At 73.7% G+C, this 21,601-nt stretch carries 17 protein-coding genes; 6 read left to right on the top strand and 11 right to left on the bottom strand.

Annotated features, from left to right (window positions below; genetic code table 11):
* Positions 1-35 precede the first annotated feature (35 nt).
* Positions 36-473 (top strand): ArsR/SmtB family transcription factor, encoded by a 438-nt coding sequence (locus OG715_RS10895; protein WP_266275140.1) that lies wholly within the window; start codon positions 36-38, stop codon positions 471-473.
* Positions 474-496: 23 nt separating this feature from the next.
* On the opposite strand, the gene OG715_RS10900 is transcribed toward OG715_RS10895, so the two are convergent.
* Positions 497-1,666, bottom strand: a complete 1,170-nt coding sequence (locus tag OG715_RS10900; protein WP_266275138.1) for an aminotransferase class V-fold PLP-dependent enzyme — start codon at positions 1,664-1,666, stop codon at positions 497-499.
* A gap of 140 nt (positions 1,667-1,806) precedes the next feature.
* Between OG715_RS10900 and OG715_RS10905 the strand changes: the two genes are divergently transcribed.
* Together OG715_RS10905 and OG715_RS10910 are read left to right on the top strand one after the other, a co-directional pair.
* Positions 1,807-3,888, top strand: a complete 2,082-nt coding sequence (locus OG715_RS10905; protein WP_266275136.1) for a S9 family peptidase — start codon at positions 1,807-1,809, stop codon at positions 3,886-3,888.
* A 279-nt stretch (positions 3,889-4,167) separates the two neighbouring features.
* Positions 4,168-6,543, top strand: a complete 2,376-nt coding sequence (locus OG715_RS10910; RefSeq protein WP_266275134.1) for an immune inhibitor A domain-containing protein — start codon at positions 4,168-4,170, stop codon at positions 6,541-6,543.
* A 169-nt stretch (positions 6,544-6,712) separates the two neighbouring features.
* Here OG715_RS10910 and OG715_RS10915 read toward each other — a convergent pair whose 3' ends face one another.
* The 6 genes from OG715_RS10915 to OG715_RS10940 all read right to left on the bottom strand — a co-directional run bounded on the left by OG715_RS10915 (position 6,713) and on the right by OG715_RS10940 (position 14,239).
* Positions 6,713-8,176 (bottom strand): MFS transporter, encoded by a 1,464-nt coding sequence (locus tag OG715_RS10915; RefSeq protein ID WP_266275132.1) that lies wholly within the window; start codon positions 8,174-8,176, stop codon positions 6,713-6,715.
* 368 nt (positions 8,177-8,544) lie between these two features.
* Complete coding sequence (locus OG715_RS10920; RefSeq protein WP_266275130.1) at positions 8,545-9,522, bottom strand: ABC transporter ATP-binding protein; 978 nt, start codon at positions 9,520-9,522, stop codon at positions 8,545-8,547.
* Positions 9,519-10,520: an ABC transporter ATP-binding protein gene (locus tag OG715_RS10925; RefSeq protein WP_266275128.1), complete on the bottom strand. Its 1,002-nt coding sequence runs from the start codon at positions 10,518-10,520 to the stop codon at positions 9,519-9,521. Before OG715_RS10925 ends, OG715_RS10920 begins: the two co-directional genes overlap by 4 nt.
* Positions 10,520-11,506 (bottom strand): ABC transporter permease, encoded by a 987-nt coding sequence (locus tag OG715_RS10930; RefSeq protein WP_266275126.1) that lies wholly within the window; start codon positions 11,504-11,506, stop codon positions 10,520-10,522. Before OG715_RS10930 ends, OG715_RS10925 begins: the two co-directional genes overlap by 1 nt.
* Positions 11,503-12,465 carry an ABC transporter permease gene (locus tag OG715_RS10935; protein WP_266275124.1) on the bottom strand — a complete coding sequence of 321 codons (963 nt, stop codon included), beginning with the start codon at positions 12,463-12,465 and terminating at the stop codon, positions 11,503-11,505. The genes OG715_RS10930 and OG715_RS10935 overlap by 4 nt, the downstream gene beginning before the upstream one ends.
* A gap of 13 nt (positions 12,466-12,478) precedes the next feature.
* On the bottom strand, positions 12,479-14,239 hold the full coding sequence (locus OG715_RS10940; protein ID WP_266275122.1) for an ABC transporter substrate-binding protein: 1,761 nt from the start codon (positions 14,237-14,239) through the stop codon (positions 12,479-12,481).
* Positions 14,240-14,470: 231 nt separating this feature from the next.
* On the opposite strand from OG715_RS10940, the gene OG715_RS10945 reads away from it, so the two are divergent.
* Positions 14,471-15,949, top strand: coding sequence for an aminopeptidase P family protein (locus OG715_RS10945; protein ID WP_266275120.1), 1,479 nt, complete (start codon positions 14,471-14,473; stop codon positions 15,947-15,949).
* 121 nt (positions 15,950-16,070) lie between these two features.
* Here OG715_RS10945 and OG715_RS10950 read toward each other — a convergent pair whose 3' ends face one another.
* From OG715_RS10950 to OG715_RS10960, 3 genes are all read right to left on the bottom strand, one after another.
* Complete coding sequence (locus tag OG715_RS10950; RefSeq protein ID WP_266275118.1) at positions 16,071-17,102, bottom strand: nitronate monooxygenase; 1,032 nt, start codon at positions 17,100-17,102, stop codon at positions 16,071-16,073.
* Positions 17,103-17,192: 90 nt separating this feature from the next.
* Positions 17,193-17,843 carry a response regulator transcription factor gene (locus OG715_RS10955; protein WP_323182264.1) on the bottom strand — a complete coding sequence of 217 codons (651 nt, stop codon included), beginning with the start codon at positions 17,841-17,843 and terminating at the stop codon, positions 17,193-17,195.
* Entirely contained in the window at positions 17,840-19,084 is a 1,245-nt protein-coding gene (locus tag OG715_RS10960) for a sensor histidine kinase (protein ID WP_266275116.1), read from the bottom strand. The genes OG715_RS10955 and OG715_RS10960 overlap by 4 nt, the downstream gene beginning before the upstream one ends.
* A 162-nt stretch (positions 19,085-19,246) precedes the next feature.
* On the opposite strand from OG715_RS10960, the gene OG715_RS10965 reads away from it, so the two are divergent.
* The gene (locus OG715_RS10965) at positions 19,247-20,323 is read left to right on the top strand and encodes an ABC transporter permease (protein WP_266275114.1); all 1,077 of its coding nucleotides are present in this window, start codon (positions 19,247-19,249) and stop codon (positions 20,321-20,323) included.
* Positions 20,320-21,000 (top strand): ABC transporter ATP-binding protein, encoded by a 681-nt coding sequence (locus OG715_RS10970; RefSeq protein ID WP_266275112.1) that lies wholly within the window; start codon positions 20,320-20,322, stop codon positions 20,998-21,000. The genes OG715_RS10965 and OG715_RS10970 overlap by 4 nt, the downstream gene beginning before the upstream one ends.
* Before the next feature lies 1 nt (position 21,001).
* Here the strand turns inward: OG715_RS10970 and OG715_RS10975 are convergent, their stop codons facing one another.
* Entirely contained in the window at positions 21,002-21,598 is a 597-nt protein-coding gene (locus OG715_RS10975; protein ID WP_266277322.1) for a Uma2 family endonuclease, read from the bottom strand.
* Positions 21,599-21,601 lie beyond the last annotated feature (3 nt).

Consider the following 21,601-nt stretch of genomic DNA (forward strand, 5'->3'; position numbering starts at 1 on the left):
GACACACCAGGGGGACGCACCAGGGAGGGAGCGCCGTGGCGGTCGCGCTGTACCAGGCCAAGGCCGAGTTCTTCCGGATGCTCGGCCACCCCGTCCGGATCCGGGTCCTGGAGCTGCTGCAGGCCGGACCGACGCCCGTGCGCGAGCTGCTGGCGGAGCTGGGGATCGAACCGTCCAGCCTCTCCCAGCAGCTCGCGGTACTGCGCCGGTCCGGCATCGTCACCGCCACCCGGGAGGGCACCACGGTGGTGTACGCGCTGGCCGGCGGGGACGTCGCCGACCTGCTCCGGGCGGCGCGGCGGATCCTCACCGGGCTCATCTCGGAGCAGCACGCGCTGCTCGCCGAGCTCCGCGCCGCCACGGAGGGCTCCCGGGAGGACGGCCCGCCCGGGGACGACCGGACCTCGGACAGCCGCCCCGGCGACAGCCACCCCGGCGACGACCGCCCCGGCGACAGCCAGGCCCTCTCCTAGGTCCTGGGCCGACGCGGAACGGGCTACCGCAGCAGCTCCGCCAGCCCGTCCGCCAGCACCCGGTACTCCGGCGCCCGGTTGTACAGCTGTCCGCACAGCCGCAGCACCCCGCCGCCCGCCCAGGGCCGCGCCACCGTCCGCACCGCGTACCGCCGCCACATCTGCGCCATCAGCTCCTGCGCCTGCGGGAGCGTCTCGGAGACGCCGGGCGGCAGCCGCAGCGCGCGCATCGACAGCCCGGCCGAGGACGGCAGCGGGGCCAGTCCGACCCGCTCGGCGACCACGGCGGCGCCGTACGCGACGAGCCGCTCGTTGTGCTCGCGCACCAGCCCGGGCCCCAGCCCGTCCAGCAGGTCGATCCCGGCCGGGGCGGCCAGCCAGGGCGTGTAGTCCAGCGTGCCGCGCCATTCGACGGCCGCCGGATAGCCCTGGTGGTCCTCCCAGGAGAGGATCAGCGGCCGGATCTTCCCGGTCCACTCCGGGCGGACCACCAGCACGCCGGTGGCGCGCGGCGCGAAGGCCCACTTGTGCAGGTTGCCGAACCAGAAGTCGGCCTCCGCCGGGACCGGGTCGGCCAGCATGCCCGGCTCGTGCGCGGCGTCCACCACGGTGGTCACCCCGCGCCCGCGCAGCTCCCGGAGCAGCTCGGGGGTGGCGACCCGCCGGGCGGTGGGCGAGGTGATGCCGTCCAGGACGGCGAGCGCGGTGCGGTCGGTGACCTCGGCCAGGACGGCCTCCCGGACGGCCTCCCCGTCCGGGAGGTCCAGCGGCAGCCGGACGGTGCGCAGTTCGGCGCCCAGCTCCTCGGCGCGCCGCCGGACGGCCTCGGTGACCGTGCCGTAGCCGTGGTCGGTGACCAGGACCTGGTCCCCGGCCGCGAGCGGGACGTTGGCCAGCGCGACGGCGATCGCGTCGGTCACGTTGGGGACGAGCGCGAGCAGCTCCGGCCGGGTGCCGAGGGCCTCGGCGAGCCGGGCCCGGGCCGCCGCGACCCGCCCGGGCAGGTCGGCGAAGAAGCCGTCCGGGTCGGCCTCCTGCTCCTCGTACAGCCGCCGCTGGAGCTGCTGGACCGGGACCGGGACGGCGCCGAAGGAGCCGTGGTTGAGGTGGACCACCGCCGGGTCCAGCGTGAACAGCCGTTCGGTCCCGGCCAGCGGTTCGGGGGCCTCGACGGTCGGCGCGGTCTCGGTCACTGCGTTCCTCCTGGAGTGGTGTCGGGGCCGGGGGTCCGGGGGTCGGCGCCCGAGCGTTCTGTTACCCAGATCACGTGATGTGTGACATTTCACATGTCGCCCTACTGGTGGCGGGCCCGTTCCACGGCGACCATCGGGCGGTGACCATCACCGACTCCTACCTCTCCCTCAGCGCCCGGACCGGCCGCTTCAGCTTCGGTGCCCCGCGAGCGATCTCGCTCAACGAGGACGGTACCCGCCTGCTGCTGCTCCGCTCCAGCGGTCCCGAGGACCGGTTCGACCGGCTCCACCTCCTGGACCTCGCCACCGGTGCCGAGCGGGAGGTCGCCGATCCGACCGTGCTGGCCCCCGGCCGCACCGGCTCCACCGCCGACCTGCCCGACGTCGAGCGCCGGCTGCGCGAGCGGTCCCGGCTCACCGCCGCCGGCATCGGCACCTTCGCCGCCACCCCCGACCTCTCCGTCGCCGTCTTCGCCCTCGACGGCCGGCTCTTCCGCACCGAGACCGCGACCGGCCGCACCACCGAACTCGCCGCCGCCGGCCCCGTCTTCGACCCCCGCCCGGACGCGACCGGCGAGCGCGTCGCCTACGTCGCCGACGACGCCCTGTACGTCACCACCCCGGCCGGCGGCCCCGACCGGCGCCTCAGCCCGGACGACGGCGCCCGCTGGGGGGTCGCCGAGTTCGCCGCCGCCGAGGAGCTCGGCCGCCACCGGGGCCACTGGTGGAGCCCCGACGGCGGCGCCGTGCTCGCCGCCCGGGTGGACGAGTCCGCCGTCCCGCCGCGGCACTTCGCCGACCCGGCGCACCCGGAGCAGGCCCCCGAGCAGTTCGCCTACCCGCAGGCCGGCGGCCCCAACGCGGACGTCCGGCTCTGGGTGCTCGGCCTGGACGACACCCGGGTCGAACTCCACTGGGACACCGAGACCTTCCCCTACCTGTGCGCCGCCCGGTGGGCCGGACCGGAGGAGCTGCTGCTCACCGTCGCCGACCGGCTGCAGCAGAACGTGCTGCTGCTGAGCGCCGACCCGGCCACCGGCAGCACCACCGAGCTCTCCCGCACCGCGGACGAGTTCTGGGTCGACGACCTGCCCGGCACGCCGGACCGGCTGGACGACGGCCGACTGCTCACCGTCCTGGACACGCCCGACGCCCGCGGCCTGGCCGTGGACGGCAAGCCGCTGGACACCACCGGCCTGCAGATCCGCCGCGTCGTCGGCCGGGTCGGCGACCGGCTGCTCTGCGAGACCGGCGAGGGCGACCCGTTCGACCAGCACGTCCACCTGGTCGACCCGGACGGCGGCGCGCCCGAGCGGCTCTCCGAGGGCCCCGGCACGCACAGCGCGCTGGCCGCCGGCGACACCCTGCTGCTCGTCTCGGCCGACCCGGACGGCGTGCGCCGCGAGGCCCGCACCCCGCACGGCACCGTCCCGCTGACCGACCTCTCCGCCCCGCTGCCGTACCGGGTCGAGCCGCTGCTCGCCCGGCTCACCGAGCGCGGCCTGCCGAGCGCCGTGGTCTACCCGCGCGGGCACGTCCCGGGCCGGAAGCTGCCCGTGCTGCTCGACGTCTACGGCGGCCCCGGCTACCAGGCCGTGGCCAACGAGCCGCGCCGCTGGCAGCTCAAGCAGTGGTGGGCCGACCAGGGGTTCGCGGTGGTCACCGTCGACAACGGCGGCACCCCGTTCGTCTCCCCCGCCTTCGTGCGCACCATCTTCCGCCGCTTCTCCCAGGTGGCACTGGACGACCAGGCCGACGCCCTGCGGGCGCTCGGCGAGACGCACCCCGACCTCGACCTCGACCGGGTCGGCGTGCGCGGCTGGTCGTACGGCGGCTACCTCGGGGCGCTGGCCGTGCTGCGCCGCCCGGACGTCTTCCACGCCGCCTGCGCCGGCGCCCCGCCCACCGACTTCCGGCTGTACGACACCGCGTACACCGAGCGGTACCTGGGACTGCCCCAGGAGAACCCGGACGGCTACGCGGCCGACTGCCTGGTGGACGACGCGGCCTCGCTCGATCGGCCGCTGCTGCTCATCCACGGTCTGGCGGACGACAATGTGCACCCCTCGCACACCCTGCTGCTCTCGCAGGCGCTCACCGCGGCGGGCCGGCCGCACAGCCTGCTGGCCCTGCCGGGAATCACCCACATGACCCCGGGCGGCGTCAACGAGCAGCTGACCCAGGCCGAACTCGCCTTCCTGCGGACCGCGTTGAAACTCTGATCCGCTGTGATGCTCGCCACCCGGGCGGAGGCTGCCGCTCCACTGCCACCCGGGTGGCGGGCGCCCTGCTTCGCGCAGGCCGCGCCCCCAGGTCGCGCCGCCGCACCCGCGCCGCACCCATCCCGGGCCGCCCGCCGCAGCACGCGGGCGGCCCGGCCGCGTTCCCCCGCCGGGGGCCGCCCACACCTCCCGTGGTCAGATCCCTTCCGTGTGACCCATGACATGTGAAATATTACCTGCGCTCGCCCGACCACCCACCGTCCGGAAAGGACAGGTCAGTTGCGCAGACTGTCCGCGGCGTTCGCGGCCGCGCTCACCACGAGCGCGATAGCGGTCACCCTGCTCGGTACCCCCGCCCAGGCCGCTCCCCCCACGCCCGCATCCACCATCACCGCCGAGTCCGGCGACAGCGCCGAGGCCGGCGGCCTCGAAGCCCCGCCGGCGCCGCTCGCGCCCCAGGAGCGCGAGCGCCAGTCGCTGCGCACCAAGGCACTGGAACAGCTCAACAAGGGCGCCGTGGCCAAGACCACGGACCGCCGGGCACCCGCCAAGGTGCGGGTCGGCAATGACTACGTCCAGCTCGCGCAGCAGCGCAAGGACAAGGTCTTCGTGATCCTCGCCCAGTTCGGCGACCAGGTGGACAACACCACGCTGTACAACGGCCAGCCGCGCTACGGGGGCACCCCCGGCCCGGCGCACAACGCCATCCCGAAGCCCGGCAAGAGCGACAACCACACGCTCTGGAACCAGGACTTCGACCGGAAGTACTACCAGAAGATGTTCTTCGACGACTCGCCCGGCGCGGTCTCGATGCGCAACTTCTACCGCACCCAGTCCTCCGGCCGGTACGACATCGAGGGCACCGTCAGCAACTGGGTCACCGTGCCGTGGAACGAGGCCCGCTACGGCTCCAACAAGGGCCCGCAGGGCTCCGGCGCCTGGACCCAGGGCCAGGAGTTCATCCGGGACGCCGTCAAGGCCTGGTACGACGGCGAGATCGCCAAGGGCCGCACGGCCGCGGACGTCAAGGCCGAGCTGGCCCAGTACGACGTCTACGACCGCTACGACCACGACAAGGACGGCGAGTTCGCCCAGCCCGACGGCTACCTGGACAACGTCGTCGTCGTGCACGCCGGCGCCGACGAGACCTGGGGCGGCGGCGCGCAGGGCGCCGACGCGCTGTGGGCGCACCGCAGCTGGACCTTCCCGGACCCGACCGGCCAGGTCGGCCCGGTCGGCAACAAGATCGGCGGCGCGCCGGTCGGCGACACCGGCCTGTACGTCTACGACTACGTCCAGGCGGGCGAGAACAGCGGCGTCGGCCTGTTCTCCCACGAGTTCGGCCACAACCTCGGCCTGCCCGACCTGTACAGCACCAGCGGCGGCGACAACAGCGTCAACTTCTGGTCGCTGATGTCCTCCGCCTCGTACCTGGGCAAGGGCAAGAACACCACCGGCGCCTACCCCGGCGACCTCGACGCCTGGAGCAAGCTGCAGTTCGGCTGGCTCAACTACGACGAGGCGCAGGCCGCCACCCGGTCCAGCCACGCGCTCGGCGTCAGCGGCTACAACACCGACCAGGCGCAGGCCGTCCTGGTCCACCTGCCGGACGGCACCACCAGCACCGACCTCGCCGACCCGCGCGAGGGCGCCAAGCAGTGGTGGAGCGACACCGGCGACAACCTGGACAACGCGCTGGCCCGCGACGTCGACCTCGGCGGGACCACCGGCCCGGCCGCCCTCGACGCGGCGGTCTGGTACGACATCGAGCAGGACTACGACTTCCTGACCGCCGAGGCCTCCACCGACGGCGGCAAGACCTGGACCGCCCTGCCCGGCACCGTCGACGGCAACCCGATCGGCAGCACCAGCGCCAACGTCCCGGGCCTGAGCGGCACCTCCGGCGCGTACCGGCAGCTGCACATCCCGCTGGACGCCTACGCGGGCCAGAAGGTCCGGCTGCGGCTGCACGTCACCTCCGACGGCAACACCCACGGCAAGGGCGTCCTGGTCGACGCGGTGAGGATCACCGCCGGCGCCACCACGCTGTTCACCGACGGCGCCGAGAACGGCACCAACGGCTGGACCGCCACCGGCTTCACCGTCATCACCGGCCGCACCGCGGTCAAGCAGCACCCGCGCGCCTACCTGGTGGAGAACCGGCGCTACGCCGGCTTCGGCGAGTTCCTGAAGACCGGCCCGTACAACTTCGGCTACACCGGGGTCGAGGGCAAGAAGGACATCGTCGACAACTACCCGTACCAGGAGGGCGTGCTCGTCTGGCTCTGGGACACCGGCTACGGCGACAACAACACCAAGGACCACCCCGGCGGCGGCCTGATCCTGCCGATCGACGCCCACCCGGCGCCGATCCGCTTCGCCGACGGCACCCTGGTCAACGCCCGGGCGCAGACCTTCGACGCGACCTTCTCGCTCAAGCCGACCACCGGGTTCACGCTGCACAAGGCCGGCGTCCCGGTGAAGATCGGCTCGGAGAAGGCCGTCCCGGCCTTCAACGACCGGACCGGTGTCTACAGCGACCCGGCCACCCCGCAGCTCGGGGTGAAGGTGCCGGACACCAACACCAAGATCGAGGTCGTGCGCGAGTCCCAGGGCGGGCGGATCACCACCGTCCGGGTGGGCCCCGCGTCCTGACCCCGCTGCCCGGATCCGGCCGCGCACACCCCGCCCGGCCGGGCCCGGCAGTCCGGACCCCGGCGTCCTGAGCGCCGGGCCTCCCCGTGGAAGACAGGTCCCACGGACAGGCAGACCGCCCCGGTCCTCCCACCAGGAGGGCCGGGGCGGTCCGTTTCCCGCGTCGCGCTCACCCTTCGGCGCGCGCCCGCCGCAGGCTCAGCGCGGCGGTGGCGGTGCCGAACACGGTGAGGGCGCCGAGCCCGAAGACCATGTAGCGGGCGCCGTCCAGCGTGGAGTCCCCGCCGAAGCTCACCAGCGTCCCGGCCAGCGCCGAACTCACCGTGAAGGCGATCAGCTGGGTGGTGTTGAGGCCCGCGGCCGCCTTGGCGCCCTCCACCTCGTCGTCGGTGCTGCGCATAGCCGTGACGCTCAGGTGCGGGAAGGCCGCCCCGATGCCGGTCCCGCCGATCACCAGCACCACCGCCCACAGCAGCACCCGGCCGCCGGAGGCCTGCGAGGTCTGCAGCAGTCCGTAGGCCAGCAGGCCCGCCGTGAGCACCGCCGGGCCGACCCGGATCGCCAGCGAACGGGCCCGCTCCGAGCTCAGGTTGACGCTGAACAGCTGCGCGGACGTCCAGCCGACCGACACCGTCGCGCCGAGGAAGCCGGCCGCCAGCGGGCTCAGCCCGCCCAGCTCCTGGCCGAACAGCGGGATGAAGGTCTCGGTCATCACACCGGTGCAGTACACCGCGACGGTCAGGTAGATCCACTTCAGGTGGTTGCCGCGACGGTAGGTCAGCTTCGGCAGCACGGTCGCCGACCCGCGGCGCTCCACCAGCAGGAAGCCCGCCAGCAGCACCAGGCCCAGCACGATGCACAGCGCCGTCGCCCAGCCGCGCGGCACGGTGGAGCTGATGCTGAAGGCACCGGCCGCGAGCGTCAGCAGCAGCAGCGAGGGCAGCGGCAGCGGTTCGACGGTGCGCGCGGACCCGGTCGGGCCGGGCAGCGAGCGGCGGGCCAGCACGGCCAGCACCAGCGCGGCCGCCATGAGCAGGACATAGGAGCCGCGCCAGGCGTTCAGTTCGGCGAAGAGCCCGCCGAGCGAGGGGCCGACCAGCGTGCCCACGCCCCACATCGCCGACACCAGGCCGGCCGCCCTGGTCCACAGCCGTTCCGGCAGCGCGGTGCGGATCACCGCGTAGCCGAGGCCGGCCATCAGCCCGCCGCCCAGGCCCTGGACGATCCGGCCGACGATCAGCGTCTCCATCGACGGACTGGCCGCCGTCAGCCCGGCACCGGCGGCGAACACCAGGAACCCGGTCAGGTAGGAGCGCGAGGGCCCGAACCGGGCGAGCAGCCGGCTGACCAGCATCGCGGCGGTCACCGCGGCGATCAGGAAGCCGGTCGCCACCCAGGCGTAGAAGCGGGCGCCGCCGATGTCCTCGACGATCGAGGGGAGCAGGGCGGCGGTGAAGTAGAGGTTCATCGCGTAGAGGGCGACACCGCCGGCCATGATCGAGGCCTGGGCGGCGTACTGCTTGGAGAAGAGGTCCCCCCAGCCGCCGGAGGTCGCCGCCGACTCTGCAACGGGAGCGCGGTCTCCCTGGTCGGAGGAGGTGGAGGCGGTCTGGACACGCGGAGTTTCGGTCACGTGGACACGCTATGAGTTCAAGTGAACTTCAAGTCAAGCGCTCACGCGGGCCCCGGAACGACGAAGCGGGCCCGCGCGGTGGCAGGCCCCGGGACGACAGAGGGCCCGCCCGTTCCGACGACCCGGTCGGAACAGGCGGGCCCCGCCCGCCCGGTGGAAGTCCACCGGACGGGTCCCGGTCGGGCGCGGCCCTCATCACAGGCTCCCCGCCGCTCCCGACCGGGGGCTCGGCACGCGAGGAGGATCGCTCCTCGCGCGTTCGGTGCCGTACCGTCCGCCGTGGGGGTGGCCGGACGGTACGGCGGTTCAGCCGCGGCCGGAGGCGCGCCCAGTGGCAGGCGCCCCCGACCGCGAGACCGCGTCCCGGATCAGTTCTCCGGGAAGTGGCAGGCCGCCTCGCGCCCGCCCGGCCCGGCGATCTGCAGCAGCGGACGCTCGGTCCGGCAGATCTCCTGGGCCTTCGGGCAGCGCGGGTGGAAGCTGCACCCCGGCGGCGGGGCGGCCGGGCTCGGCGGGTCGCCGAGCAGCACGATCCGCTCCCGCGCCCGCTCCGCGGCCGGGTCCGGCAGCGGAACGGCGGACAGCAGGGCCTTGGTGTAGGGGTGCGCCGGGTTGCTGTACACCTGGTGCTTGTCGCCGATCTCGACGATCCGGCCGAGGTACATCACCGCGACCCGGTCGCACACGCGCTTGACCACCGAGAGGTCGTGCGCGATGAAGATGTACGCCAGCCCCAGTTCGTCCTGGAGCCGCTCCATCAGGTTGACCACCTGGGCCTGGATGGAGACGTCCAGTGCGGACACCGGCTCGTCGGCGACCACCAGCCGGGGCGAGGTGGCCAGCGAGCGGGCGATGCCGATGCGCTGGGCCTGGCCGCCGGAGAACTCGTGCGGGTAGCGGTCCAGGTGCTCGGGGATGAGGCCGACCAGCTCCATCAGCTCGACGGCCCGCTTGCGGGCGTCGGCCGCGCTGCTGCCCTGGACCAGCAGCGGCTCGGAGATGATCCGGGCCACCGTCTGCCGGGGGTTGAGCGAGGAGTACGGGTCCTGGAACACCATCTGCAGGTGCTTGCGGTGCGGGCGCAGCTGGGCCTGGGTCAGACCGCCGATCTCGGTGCCGTCGAAGTCGACGGTGCCCGAGGTCGGGTCGATCAGGCGGACGACCATGCGCCCGGTGGTCGACTTGCCGCAGCCGGACTCGCCGACCAGGCCGAGGGTCTCGCCGGCGCCGACGTCGAAGCTGACGCCGTCCACCGCCCTGATCGCGGCGCCGGGCTTGCCGGTGCGTGAGCGGCGGCCGGGGAAGGTCTTCACCAGATCCCGGACCGTCAGCAGGGGTTCGGTCATCCCAGGACTCCTTCCGGCACCAGCGGCAGGTGACAGGCGGCCTGGTGGCCGGGGGCGAGCGGGCCGAACTCCGGCCGCTCGGACAGGCAGCGGGCGTGCTCCTCGGCGGCGGCGGCGATGGTGCGGGCGCAGCGCGGGGCGAAGGAGCATCCGGGGGCGGGGGCGATCAGCGACGGCGGGCTGCCGGGGATGGCCCGCAGCGGGGCGTCGTCGGTGTCGTCCAGGCGGGGCAGCGAGTCGAGCAGACCGCGGGTGTACGGGTGCGCGGGGGCGGCGAACAGCCGGTCCACGGGCGCCTGTTCGGCGGCGCGGCCGCCGTACATGACGAGCACCTCGTGGGCGACCCGGGCGACCACGCCGAGGTCGTGGGTGATCATCACGACGCCGAGTCCGCGTTCCTGCTGGATCTTGGCGATCAGGTCGAGGATCTGGGCCTGGACGGTGACGTCGAGCGCGGTGGTCGGCTCGTCGGCGATCAGCAGTTCGGGCTCGCAGGCGAGCGCCATGGCGATCATCACGCGCTGGCGCATGCCGCCGGAGAACTGGTGCGGGTACTCGTCGACCCGGCGGGCCGGCTCGGGGATGCCCACCTCGGCGAGCATCTCGATCGCACGCTCGCGGCCGGCCTTGCGGGAGGCCTTGAAGTGCACCCGGTAGTGCTCGGCGATCTGCTCGCCGACCGGGTAGAAGGGGTGCAGGCTGGACAGCGGGTCCTGGAAGATCATGGCGATCCTCCGGCCGCGGATCGCGCCGAGCTTCTTCTCGCCCAGGCCGTTGAGCTCCTGGCCGTCGAGCCTGATCGAGCCGCCGACGTGGGCGCCGCGGTGCAGGCCCATGACGGCGAGCGAGGTGACGGACTTGCCGCTGCCGGACTCGCCGACCAGGCCGAGGGTCTTCCCGGCCTCGACGGTGAAGTTGATGCCGTCGACGGCCCGGACGGTGCCGCGCGGGGTGTCGAAGGCGACCTTGAGGTCCTCGACCTCCAACAACGACGTCATCAGTACCTCACTCTCGGGTCGACGTACGCGTAGAGCACGTCGACCAGCAGGTTCGCGACGACGATGAAGAAGGCCGCGAGCAGGGTGACGCCGAGGATGACGGGCTGGTCGGAGCGGAGCAGGCCGTCGTAGAAGAGGCGTCCGATTCCGGGCAGTCCGAAGATCGACTCGGTGATGACGGCACCGGCCAGCAGGCCGCCGAGGTCCATGCCGAAGATGGTGAGGATCGGCGTCATGCCGGAGCGCAGACCGTGTTTGACGGTGACGGTGAGCGCCGGCATGCCCTTGGCGCGGGCGGTGCGGATGTACGGCTCGGCCATCGCCTCGATCATCGAGGTCCGGCTCTGCCGGGCGTACTGGGCCGCGTAGAGCAGCGCCAGGGCGGTCCACGGCAGCAGCAGGTTGGAGGCCCAGGACACCGGGTTGTCGGTGAACTCGTGGTACGCGGGGTAGGGCAGCAGGCCGGCGGTCCGCACCACGCCCCAGATCAGCATGATCGAGGTGAAGTAGACCGGCAGCGAGGCGGCGCCGACCGACAGGACGGTGAGGACCTTGTCGACGACGGTGTTCTTGCGCAGCGCCGAGGTGATGCCGGCGCTGAGGCCGAGCACCAGCCAGAGCACGGCCGAGCCGATGGCGAGCGAGACCGACACCGGCAGGCGGTCGACCAGCAGGTCCCAGACCGGCAGCGAGTACTCGTAGGAGTAGCCGAGGCAGGGGAAACCGCAGTGGGTGGCGCTGGCTCCGCTGCCGTAGTCGCGACCGGCGACGATGCCCAGCAGGTAGACGAAGAACTGCTCCCAGATCGGCTTGTCCAGGCCCATCGCGGCCTTGACCTCGATCAGCCGCTCGGGGCTGCAGGTCTTGCCGCAGGCGGCCGCGGCCGGGTCGTTGGGCAGCAGGTAGAAGATGGTGAAGGTGATGGCGCAGATGGCCAGCAGGATGCCGGCGACGCCGAGCAGCCGGCGCCCGAGGTAGAGGATCACGACCGTCCTCCCTTCGGGTCGAGGATGTCGCGCAGCGCGTCGCCGAGCAGGGTGAAGGCGAGGACGGCGACGAACAGGAAGACCGTCGGGATGAGGAAGTACGTCGGGTCGGTCTCGTAGAAGACGATCGACTCGGCGATCATCTGGCCCCAGGAGGGGGTCGGCGGCCGGACGCCCACGCCGAGGTAGGAGAGCGCGGCCTCGGTGGCGATCATGCCGGGGATCAGCAGGGTGGTGTAGGCGATGATCGGCCCGGAGACGTTGGGCAGGATCTCCCGGGTGAGGATGCGCCAGGACCGGGCGCCGCCGACCTTGGCCGCCTCGACGTACTCGCGGTGCTTGAGCGAGAGCGTCTGGCCGCGGACGACGCGGGCCACGCCGGGCCAGCCGAACAGGCCGATGACCACGGTCATCAGCAGGATCCGGTTGACGTCCCTGGCCACCGACATCATCGCGATCATGAAGATCAGCGAGGGGAACGACATCGTGAGGTCCATCAGCCGGGACAGCAGGCTGTCGATGCGGCCGCCGAAGTAGCCGGCCGCGATGCCGGCCAGGGTGCCGGCGATCACGACGACGGCGGTGGCGACGAACGCGATCAGCAGCGACACCTGGCCGCCGTGCAGGACGCGGGCGAACAGGTCGCGGCCGGTGGCCGGCTCGACGCCGAACCAGTGCCGGGCGCCGACGCCGCCGAAGTCGCCCTTGGGCAGGCCGCCCAGGTAGGCGTCGACGGCGCGCTTGTCGAACTCCTCGGCGTTCCAGCCGCCGAGCGCGCTCAGCGGGCCGGCCAGCACGGCCATCAGGACGAGGAGGACGACCATGATCAGGCCGAAGCGGGCGGAGCCCTTGGCCCACAGCTGGTCCCAGACCAGCCGCCAGGGCCCGCGCCCGGAGGCTTTCGCGGGGCCCGCCGCCGCGACGGGCGCGGCGGCGGGCTCAGTCGTAGTGGTGCTCATGACGGACGGTTCCTCAGCCCTGGCTCTTGGCGGGGTCCTTGAGGCCGACGGTGGCCATGTCGATCATGCCCGCGTAACCCGGGGCACCGAAGGCGCCGGCCACGTTGGTGCCGACCAGCAGCGCGCGGCGCTGCCACATGAGCGGGACGGCCGGGGCCTTCTGCAGGAGCGCCTCGTCCAGCTTCTTCCAGGCCGCGTTGGCCTCGTTCACGTCCGGGAGGGCCGCGATGCGGTCCATCTCGTCCATGGTGGCCTGGTCGCGGAACTGGCTGTAGTTGCCCTGGTTGCCCTTGTCCTTGATGGTGCGGCCGTCGAACAGGAAGGGCAGGAAGGTGGCGCCGGACGGGTAGTCCGGGCACCAGCCGTTGATGGTCAGCTCGGGCGCGGCCTTGGCGTCGCCGAGGGTGTCGATGAACGCCGACGGGTCGACGGTGTTGACGGTGACCTGGATGCCGGCCTTGGACAGCGACTGCTGGATGGCCTCGCCGCGGGTCTTGTCGCCGAGCGAGACGGTGAGCGCGACCTTGAGGTCGGTCTTGCCGGCCGCCTTGAGCAGGTCCTTGGCCTTCGCCGGGTCGCCGGCGGCCGGGATCTTCAGCGGGTCGGCCTTGACGCCGCCGGTCAGCGACGGCGGCAGGAAGGAGGTGGCGACGTCGGCGATCGCGGGGCCGCCGAAGGCGGTGACCTGGGCCTCGCGGTCGACCGCCCACATGACGGCCTCGCGGACCTTCGGGTCGTCGAACGGCGCCTTGGAGGTGTTGAGGTAGAGGCTGTCGGTGCAGCCGGTGCGCTCGGCCACCATGCGGGCCTTGACGTCGGGCTTGGGCAGCACCTTCGCGACCGACTCGGGGCGCATCCAGGGCATCTCGATCGCGGAGGCGTCGGCGCCGTCGCTGGCGATGATGCGGTCGTCGACCTGGCCGCCCTTGAGGCCCTGGGTGACGACGATCTTGTCCGGGTAGGCCTTGCGGATCGGGTCCGAGGACGGGTCCCAGTTGCTGTTGCGGACCAGCACCAGCTGCTTGCCGCGGTCGTAGCTCTCGATCTTGTACGGGCCGGAGGAGAACGGCCGCATGTCGTACTGGGTGCCCTTCTCCTGGGCCGGCGGCACCGGCGCGAAGGTGGGCAGGGTCGCGGTGTACGCGAACTCGGCGACCGGGCGCTTGAGGCGGAAGACGATGGTCTTGTCGTCCGGCGTCTCGATGCTCGCCAGGTGCTCGCCGGTCAGCGGGCCCTTGTAGTTCTCGCCGCCGGCCAGGTACTGGGCCGCGTAGTCGGGGCCGCCGGTGAGGTCCGGGGAGAACGAGCGCTCGACGTTGTACTTGATGTCGGAGGACTTGATCGGCGAGCCGTCCTCGTACTTCAGCCCGTCGCGCAGGGTGAAGGACCAGGTCTTGCCGCCGTCGGACGGGCGGCCGGTGTCGGTGGCCAGGTCGGGGACGATCTGGTTGCCGGCGTCGCCGGGCTCGGCCTTGAAGGTGACCAGGGTGCGGTAGATCAGCCGGGTGCCGAAGTCCATCTGCGGCAGGGTCCAGTTGCGGGCCGGGTCGAGGTGGGCGAAGTCCTGGTTGGTCAGCACGGTCAGGGTGCCGCCCTTGACCGGGGTGCCGCCCACGGCCGTGCCGGTGTCGGCACCGGGTCCCTTGGTGGAGCTGGCGGCGGCGGTGTCGCCGGAGCCGCTGTCGCTCTTGTCCTTGCTTCCGCAGGCGCCGAGCCCGAGGGTGAGTGCCGCCGCGATGGCCGCCGCGAGGGCGGTCTGGGTACGCCTGTTCATATCTGACTCCGCAGTGGGGGGCCCGCCGAGAAGGCCCGTCGTCCAACCCCGGGGGTGGATCCGGGGCCCGGCCGGGAGGGCGACCTCAGGGGGTCTAGCCGCTCCGCGGTGTGACCCGTAACATAGTAATGTGAAATTGCACTGCACAAGAGGTGACGCCACCCGTTACCGAGATGTGTCCGTGCAGCCCCTCCTCCCCCAACTCCGCACCACGCGTTTTAGGAGTACCCGGTGACCCTCCGTCAGACCGGCCTCAACACCGGAAGCCACGACCTCCCGGTGTCGGCGGCGCTCAACGCCTTCATGGGCACCGCCTGGGCCCCCACCCCGCTCCCGGCCGAGGACCGCGTCCCCGGCTACGCCGTCACGCCCGGCCGCCGCGCCCGGCTGTCCCTGGCCTTCCCCGGCGAGCGCCTGATCGTCCCGGCCGGCCGGCTCAAGGTCCGCAGCAACGACGTCGACTACCGCTTCCGCCCGCACAGCGCCTACGCCTGGCTCACCGGCCTCACCGGCGAGGACCAGGTCGGCCATGTGCTCGTCCTGGAGCCGACCGGCCCCGACGGCCACGAGCCCGTCCTCTACCTGCGCCCCCGCTCCCCCCGCGGCGGCGCCGACCCGGTGCGCGGCGCCGAGTTCTTCCGCGACCGCCGCTACGGCGAGTTCTGGGTCGGCCGCCGCCCCGACCTCGACGAGGCCGCCCGGCTCACCGGTGTGCGCGTCGAGCACCTCGACGAGCTGGACAAGCTGCTCACCGGCCCGCAGCCCGTCACCCGGGTGCTGACCGGCGTCGACCCCGAGCTCGACGCCGCCACCGGCCGCCCCGGCCCCGCCGCGCTCGTCGACGCCGACGGCCTCTTCGCCGCCGTGCTGTCCGAACTGCGCCTGGTCAAGGACACCTGGGAGGTGGAGCAGCTCCAGCTCTCCGTCGACCACACCGTGCTCGGCTTCGAGGACGTCGTCCGCGCCCTGCCCGCCGCCCTGCGCCACCACCGCGGCGAGCGCTGGATCGAGGGCGTGTTCAACCTCCGCGCCCGCGCCGAGGGCAACGGCATCGGCTACGAGACCATCGCCGCCAGCGGCGCCCACGCCGGCGTCCTGCACTGGATCCGCAACGACGGCGCGCTCGACCCGAACTCCCTGCTGCTGCTGGACGCCGGCGTCGAGACCGACACCCTCTACACCGCCGACATCACCCGCACCCTCCCGCTGAGCGGCACCTTCACGCCCGTCCAGCGCCAGGTCTACGAGCTGGTGCTCGCCGCCCAGCAGGCCGGCATCGACACGCTGCGCCCCGGCGCCCGCTTCCGCGACTTCCACGCCGCGGCCGCCCGGGTCATCGCCGAGGGCCTCGCCGACTGGGGCGTCCTGCCCGTCTCCGCCGAGGAGGCGCTCGCCGAGGACAGCGGCCTCTACCGCCGCTACACCCTCTGCGGCACCGGCCACATGCTCGGCCTCGACGTCCACGACTGCGCCAAGGCCCGCGCCGAGACGTACCTGGACGCCGTCCTGGAGGAGGGCCACGTGCTCACCGTCGAGCCCGGCCTCTACCTGCAGCCCGACGACGAGACCCTCCCCGCCGAGCTGCGCGGCATCGGCGTCCGGATCGAGGACGACCTGGTGATCACCGCCGACGGCGCCCGGCTGATGTCCGGCGCGCTGCCGCGCAGCGTGCCGGCCATCGAGGCCTGGATGGCCGAACTGCTCGGCTGAGCCGGCGGTGCCGGCCCCACGGCGGTCGGGCCGGCACCGTTCGGGGGCCCGTCCACCGGCTTCCCGCCCAGGCAGGGACCCGGTGGACGGACCCCCGGGAACGGCCGCGGGGCCGCCGGGCTCACCGCCCGACGGCCCGGGCCTCCTCCCACAACCGGGCCACGATCCCCGCCGCCGGGCCGCCGCGCGCCGCCCGGTGGCCCGTCCCGGCCCACAGGTGCATCGCCCCGGTGTCACCGCGCCCGGCCGCAGCCGCGCGCAGCGGCTGGGTCAGGTGGTGCACCTCCGGATAGGCGGCGGGCGCGTACGGCCCGTACCGGTCGATGAACGCGTTGCGCAGCCCCCGCGCCGGGCGCCCGGTGAACGCCCTGGTCACCGCCGTCGCCTCGAACTCCGTCAGCGCCGCCCGGTGCGCCGCCGACGTCCCCGCCTCGTCCGCCCGCAGCAGCGCCGTCCCCAGCTGGACCGCCACCGCCCCGGCCCGCAGCGCGGCCGCGACCGACGCCCCGTCGGCCAGCCCGCCCGCCGCGACCAGCGGCAGCCCCGTCACCGACCGCACCCCGGCCAGCAGATCGAGCAGCGGGACCTCCCCCGGCCGGTCCGCGATCCCGTGGGTGGCCCGGTGCCCGCCCGCCTCCGGGCCCTGCACGCACAGCGCGTCCATCCCGACCGCCTCGGCCCGCCGGGCCTCCTCCGGCGTGGTCACCGTGCCCACCTGGAACACCCCCGCCGCCCGCAGCGCCCGCGCCTCCTCGGCGGCGGGCAGCCCGAAGGTGTACGAGACCACCGCGACCGGCCCGTCGAGCAGCGCGGCGATCTTGGCGTCCCAGTCGTCCCGGTCCGGCCCGATCGCCTCCGGCAGCACGACCCCGTGCCGCTCCGCCTCGGGCCGCAGCCGCTCCCGGTAGGCGGCGACCGCCGCCGGGTCGCCGGGCGCGGCCGGTACGAAGAGGTTCACACCGAACGGACGGTCCGTCAGCTTTCGGGTGATATCGACCTGTTCGGCCATCGCGGCGGCGCTCCGGTAGCCGGCCGCCAGGAAGCCCAGCCCGCCCGCCGCGTTCACCGCGGCCACCAGCTCCGGCGTGGTCGCCCCGCCGGCCATCGGTGCGCCGAGCACGGGCACGGCGAGTTCGTCGAGTCGGACGGCCATCCGGGGATCCTCCGATCGCGCGGCACACGAGGTCGCCGACCACCCTACGCCCGCCGCCCCCTCGGCCCGCCCGCTGTCACCCCGTCGCCGTCAGCCCCCGCGCCGGATCAGCCCCCGCGCCCGCGCCTCCCGCACCGCCGCCGTCCGCGACTCCACGCCCAACTTGGTGTAGATGTGCACCAGATGCGACTTGACGGTGGCCAGGCTCAGGTGCAGCCGCCCGCCGATCGCCTGATTGGTCAGACCGTCCGCGACCAGCCCCAGCACCTCCGTCTCCCGCGCGCTCAGCGCCGCCGCGGGCGTCCGCATCCGCTCCAGCAGCCGGTCCGCCACCGTGGGCGCCAGCGCCGGCCGGCCCGCCGCCGCCGACCGAACCGCCCGGGCCAGCTCCTCCGGCGGCGCGTCCTTCAGCAGGTACCCGGTGGCCCCGGCCTCCAGCGCCGGCAGCGTGTCCGCGTCCGTGTCGTAGGTGGTCACCACCAGGACCCTCGGCGCCCCCGGGCCCCGGGCCGTGATCGCCGCCGTGGCCTGCGCGCCGTTCATCGCCGCCCCCGGCCCGAACTGCAGGTCCATCAGCACCACGTCCACCGCCACCTCCGCGGCCAGCTCGACCGCGCGCTCGGCGGTGGCGGCCTCCGCGACGATCGCGAAGTCCGGCTCGCTCTCCAGGACGGCCCGCAGCCCGGCCCGGACCACCGGGTGGTCGTCGGCCAGCAGCAGACGGATCACGGCCCCGGTCACGACGACCCCTCCTCCTGCGTGTCGCCCGCGTCCCCGGGCACCGGCAGCAGCACCGCGAGCGCCGTGCCCTCCCCCGGCGCGGACTCCACCGCGAAGCTCCCGCCCAGCGCCCGCGCCCGGGCCCGCATCGACGGCAGCCCGTAGCCGCCCTCCCCGCCACCGGCCGCCCCACCGGAGGCGGACCGCGTCCGCACAGCCTCCGGGTCGAACCCCGCACCGTCGTCCACCACGTCCAGCGCCACCTCGCCCGCCATGAAGCTGAGCGTCACCTCGGCGAGGCCCGCCCCGGCGTGCCGCACCGTGTTGCCGAGCGCGGACTGCGCGATCCGCAGCAGCGCCACCTCGTGCGGCACCGGCAGCGGGACCCGCTCGCCGAGGACGTGCAGCCGCACCGGCAGGCCGCTCCGCACCGAGGTCGTCGCGCACAGCCGCTCCAGCGCCACCGGCAGGGTGTCGCTCTCCAGCGCCGGCGGGGTGAGCGCACGCACGAAGCGGCGGGCCTCGTCGAGGTTGTCCTGCGCGGCCTGCCGGGCCTGCTCCACGTACTCGCCGGCGGCGTCCGTCCGCTCCGGCAGCGCGCGCTGGGCGGCCCGCAGCAGCAACTGGATGCTGGTGAGGCTCTGCGCCAGGGTGTCGTGGATCTCCCGGGCCAGCCGCTCCCGCTCGGCGAGGACGCCGGCCGCGTGATGGGCGGTGGCGAGGTCGGCGCGGGCGGCCGTCAGCTCGTCGATGAGCCGACGGCGCTCCTCGCTCTCCCGGTAGAGCGCCTGGTAGCCGAACACGGTCGCGACGGCGAAGGCGGCGCCCAGTAGCGGCCCGATCGCCGGCGCGACACCGACGGTGTGCTGATGGGCGGAGTAGGCGACGATCGCCGCGACGGCGGTCAGCCCGACCGCCGCCACCCCGGCCCGCCGGCCGAGCAGGTGCAGCTCCAGGAAGTACAGCGGGAACGCCACCCAGACCCCGTCCGGGGTGGCCACCAGCACGCCCACCCAGGTGACCCCGAGCAGCGCCAGCCAGAGCGCGGCGGCCCGGCCGGAGCGGCCGACGGCGCCGATCAGCGGACCGGCCGCGTAGACGGCGGCCATCGCGGTGGCGGCGGCCGCGACCGCCGCCGGGTCCCCGTCGCGCCCGGCCAGGGCCCGGACCACGGCGAGCGCGAGCAGGCCCGCCACCAGCAGGTGCAGACAGACCCGGAGCACACGGGCGACGGGGGTGGTTCGAGGTCGATCGGTCGCCATCCGTCCAGCCTAGGGTCCGTGCCGCCGACCGGCATCAATCGAAAGGTTGAACTCCGCTTCCGTCCTTCGAAGCCGAGGATCCAATCCCCGGTGCGATGCCCGGAGGACCGCCGTTCGACCACTCTCGTCAGTGTCGCAGCGGAACGGACGAAAGGACTCGCGGTGTTCGTCGCCTGGAGGGATCTGGGGTTCGCCAAGGGGCGGTTCGCCCTGATGGGAACCGTCATCGTACTGATCACCGTGCTGGTCGGCCTGCTGTCGGGACTGACCGCCGGACTCGGCCGGCAGAACACCTCGGCCGTCACCGGCCTGCCCGCCGACCACCTGGCCTTCGGCCGGCCCGCCGACGGGCAGAAGCTGTCGTTCACCGACTCCCAGGTCACCCCCGAGCAGTGGCAGGGCTGGGCCCGGACCCCCGGCGTCACCTCGGCCGAGCCCCTCGGCATCGCCACCACCAAGGGCGCCGCCGGAACCCGCACCGCCGCGCTCTCCGTCCTCGGCGTCCCCGACGGCTCCGCGCTGGCCCCCCGGGGCGACACCCTCTCCCCCGGCCGGGCGGTGCTGTCGCAGACCGCCGCGAAGGACCTCGGCGGGCTGCGCCCCGGCGACGCCTTCACCGTCGCCGGCCACCCGCTGACCGTCGCGGCCGTCGCCGGTGACGCCTCCTACAGCCACACCCCGGTGGTCTGGACGACCCTGGCCGACTGGCAGCGGACCGCCCCCGGCGGCGCCGGGCACGCCACCGTGGTCGCGCTGACCACCGCGAAGGGCGCCGACCTCTCCGCCGCCGACGCCGCCCTCGGCACCGAGACCCGGGACCGGACCGACGCGCTCGCCGCGATCGGCTCCTACACCTCGGAGAACGGCTCCCTGCAGCTGATGCGGGGCTTCCTGTTCGCCATCTCGGCGCTGGTGATCGGCGCCTTCTTCACCGTCTGGACGATCCAGCGCAGCGGCGACATCGCCGTCCTGAAGGCCCTCGGCGCCTCCACCCGCTACCTGCTGCGCGACGCGCTCGGCCAGGCCGTCCTGCTGCTGCTCCTGGGCACCGCGCTCGGCACGGCGGTCGCGGTCGGCGTCGGCGCGCTGATCGGCTCCGCCGTCCCGTTCGTCCTGGACGCCCCGACGGTGCTGCTGCCCGCCGCCGTCATGATCGCGCTCGGCGCGCTCGGCGCGGCCCTGTCGATCCGCCGCATCACCTCCGTCGACCCGCTGACCGCCCTGGGGAGTGCCCGATGACCCTGCACCTCGACCGCGTCACCCTCACCTACCCGGACGGCGACGGCCGGCTGACCGCCCTCGACGAGGTGTCGCTGACCGTGCCGAAGGGCACCGTCACCGCCGTGGTCGGCCCGTCCGGCTCGGGCAAGTCCAGCCTGCTGGCGGTCGCCGCGACTCTGATCGCCCCGGACTCCGGTCGGGTGGTGGTGGACGGCACCGACACCGCCGGACTGGACCGCGCCGGACTGACCGCGCTGCGGCGGCACCGGATCGGCATCGTCTTCCAGCAGCCCAACCTGCTGCCCGCGCTGACCGCCGCCGAACAGCTCCAGGTGATGGCCCACCTCGACGGCCGCTCCCCGCGCGCCGCGCTGCCCCGCGCCCTGGACCTGCTCGCCGCCGTCGGCCTGCGCGACCTGGCCGCCCGCCGCCCGCACCAGCTCTCCGGCGGTCAGCGCCAGCGCGTCAACATCGCCCGGGCGCTGATGAACGACCCCACCGTGCTGCTGGTCGACGAGCCCACCAGCGCCCTGGACCACGAACGCGGCGCCGCCGTGCTCGACCTGCTGACCACCCTCACCCACCGCCGCGCCACCGCCACCGTCCTGGTCACCCACGACCGCACCCATCTGACAGCGGTCGACCAGGTCGCCGAGGTCCACGACGGCCGCCTGACGGTCCCGGCGGCGTTGTGAGCTACTTCTTGGCGGCCAGCACCTCGTCCACCGAGAGCGTCACGGCCGCACCGATCGACTCCGGCAACGCGAAGGACTGCCCGGGGTGATGGACGGCGTGCACCCGGTACTCGCCGCCCTGGGGGTCGGTGAGCACCATGACCTTGAGGTTTCTGCGGTCGACGATGAGATAGACCGGGATTCCCGCATCGGCGTAGACCATCGGCTTGATCTTCACATCCGCCATGTAGTTGGAGGATGTGACCTCGGCCACGAGCCTGAAGACCGCCGGGTCGTAACTGTTGTGCTCGATCAGGTGGTCCCGGTAGTCCGCGTCCACGACCGAAAGGTCTGGAACGGCGTAGTCGGAGGGTCCGCCTGGCAGCCACAACCCGATTGCCTGAACCACCCTGCACGTATTGCGGTGGAGTCCGGCCGCCAGAAGCGGGACCATGAGATCCGTCAGCACCTCACCGTGCGGCCCGTCGGCAGGTGGCGTCACGGTGATCTGGCCCCCGATGATCTCGACGCGGTGACCCGTCAACCGGCTGGCGATCAGCTCTGCGGCTTCCAGCAGCGTGGGCTGGCCGAAAGGGTCTTCCACTGCGGCGGCGGACATGGA

The organism is Kitasatospora purpeofusca (assembly GCF_036010405.1).
GTDB lineage: Bacteria > Actinomycetota > Actinomycetes > Streptomycetales > Streptomycetaceae > Kitasatospora > Kitasatospora purpeofusca.

What these genes read in the sequence shown, in the direction of transcription:
- OG715_RS10920 (WP_266275130.1), bottom strand. Translation starts at nt 9,522, where the DNA reads ATGACCGAACCCCTGCTGACGGTCCGGGATCTGGTGAAGACCTTCCCC.
- OG715_RS10925 (WP_266275128.1), bottom strand. Translation starts at nt 10,520, where the DNA reads ATGACGTCGTTGTTGGAGGTCGAGGACCTCAAGGTCGCCTTCGACACC.
- OG715_RS10935 (WP_266275124.1), bottom strand. Translation starts at nt 12,465, where the DNA reads ATGAGCACCACTACGACTGAGCCCGCCGCCGCGCCCGTCGCGGCGGCG.
- OG715_RS10940 (WP_266275122.1), bottom strand. Translation starts at nt 14,239, where the DNA reads ATGAACAGGCGTACCCAGACCGCCCTCGCGGCGGCCATCGCGGCGGCA.
- OG715_RS10950 (WP_266275118.1), bottom strand. Translation starts at nt 17,102, where the DNA reads ATGGCCGTCCGACTCGACGAACTCGCCGTGCCCGTGCTCGGCGCACCG.
- OG715_RS10960 (WP_266275116.1), bottom strand. Translation starts at nt 19,084, where the DNA reads ATGGCGACCGATCGACCTCGAACCACCCCCGTCGCCCGTGTGCTCCGG.
- OG715_RS10970 (WP_266275112.1), top strand. Translation starts at nt 20,320, where the DNA reads ATGACCCTGCACCTCGACCGCGTCACCCTCACCTACCCGGACGGCGAC.
- OG715_RS10975 (WP_266277322.1), bottom strand. Translation starts at nt 21,598, where the DNA reads ATGTCCGCCGCCGCAGTGGAAGACCCTTTCGGCCAGCCCACGCTGCTG.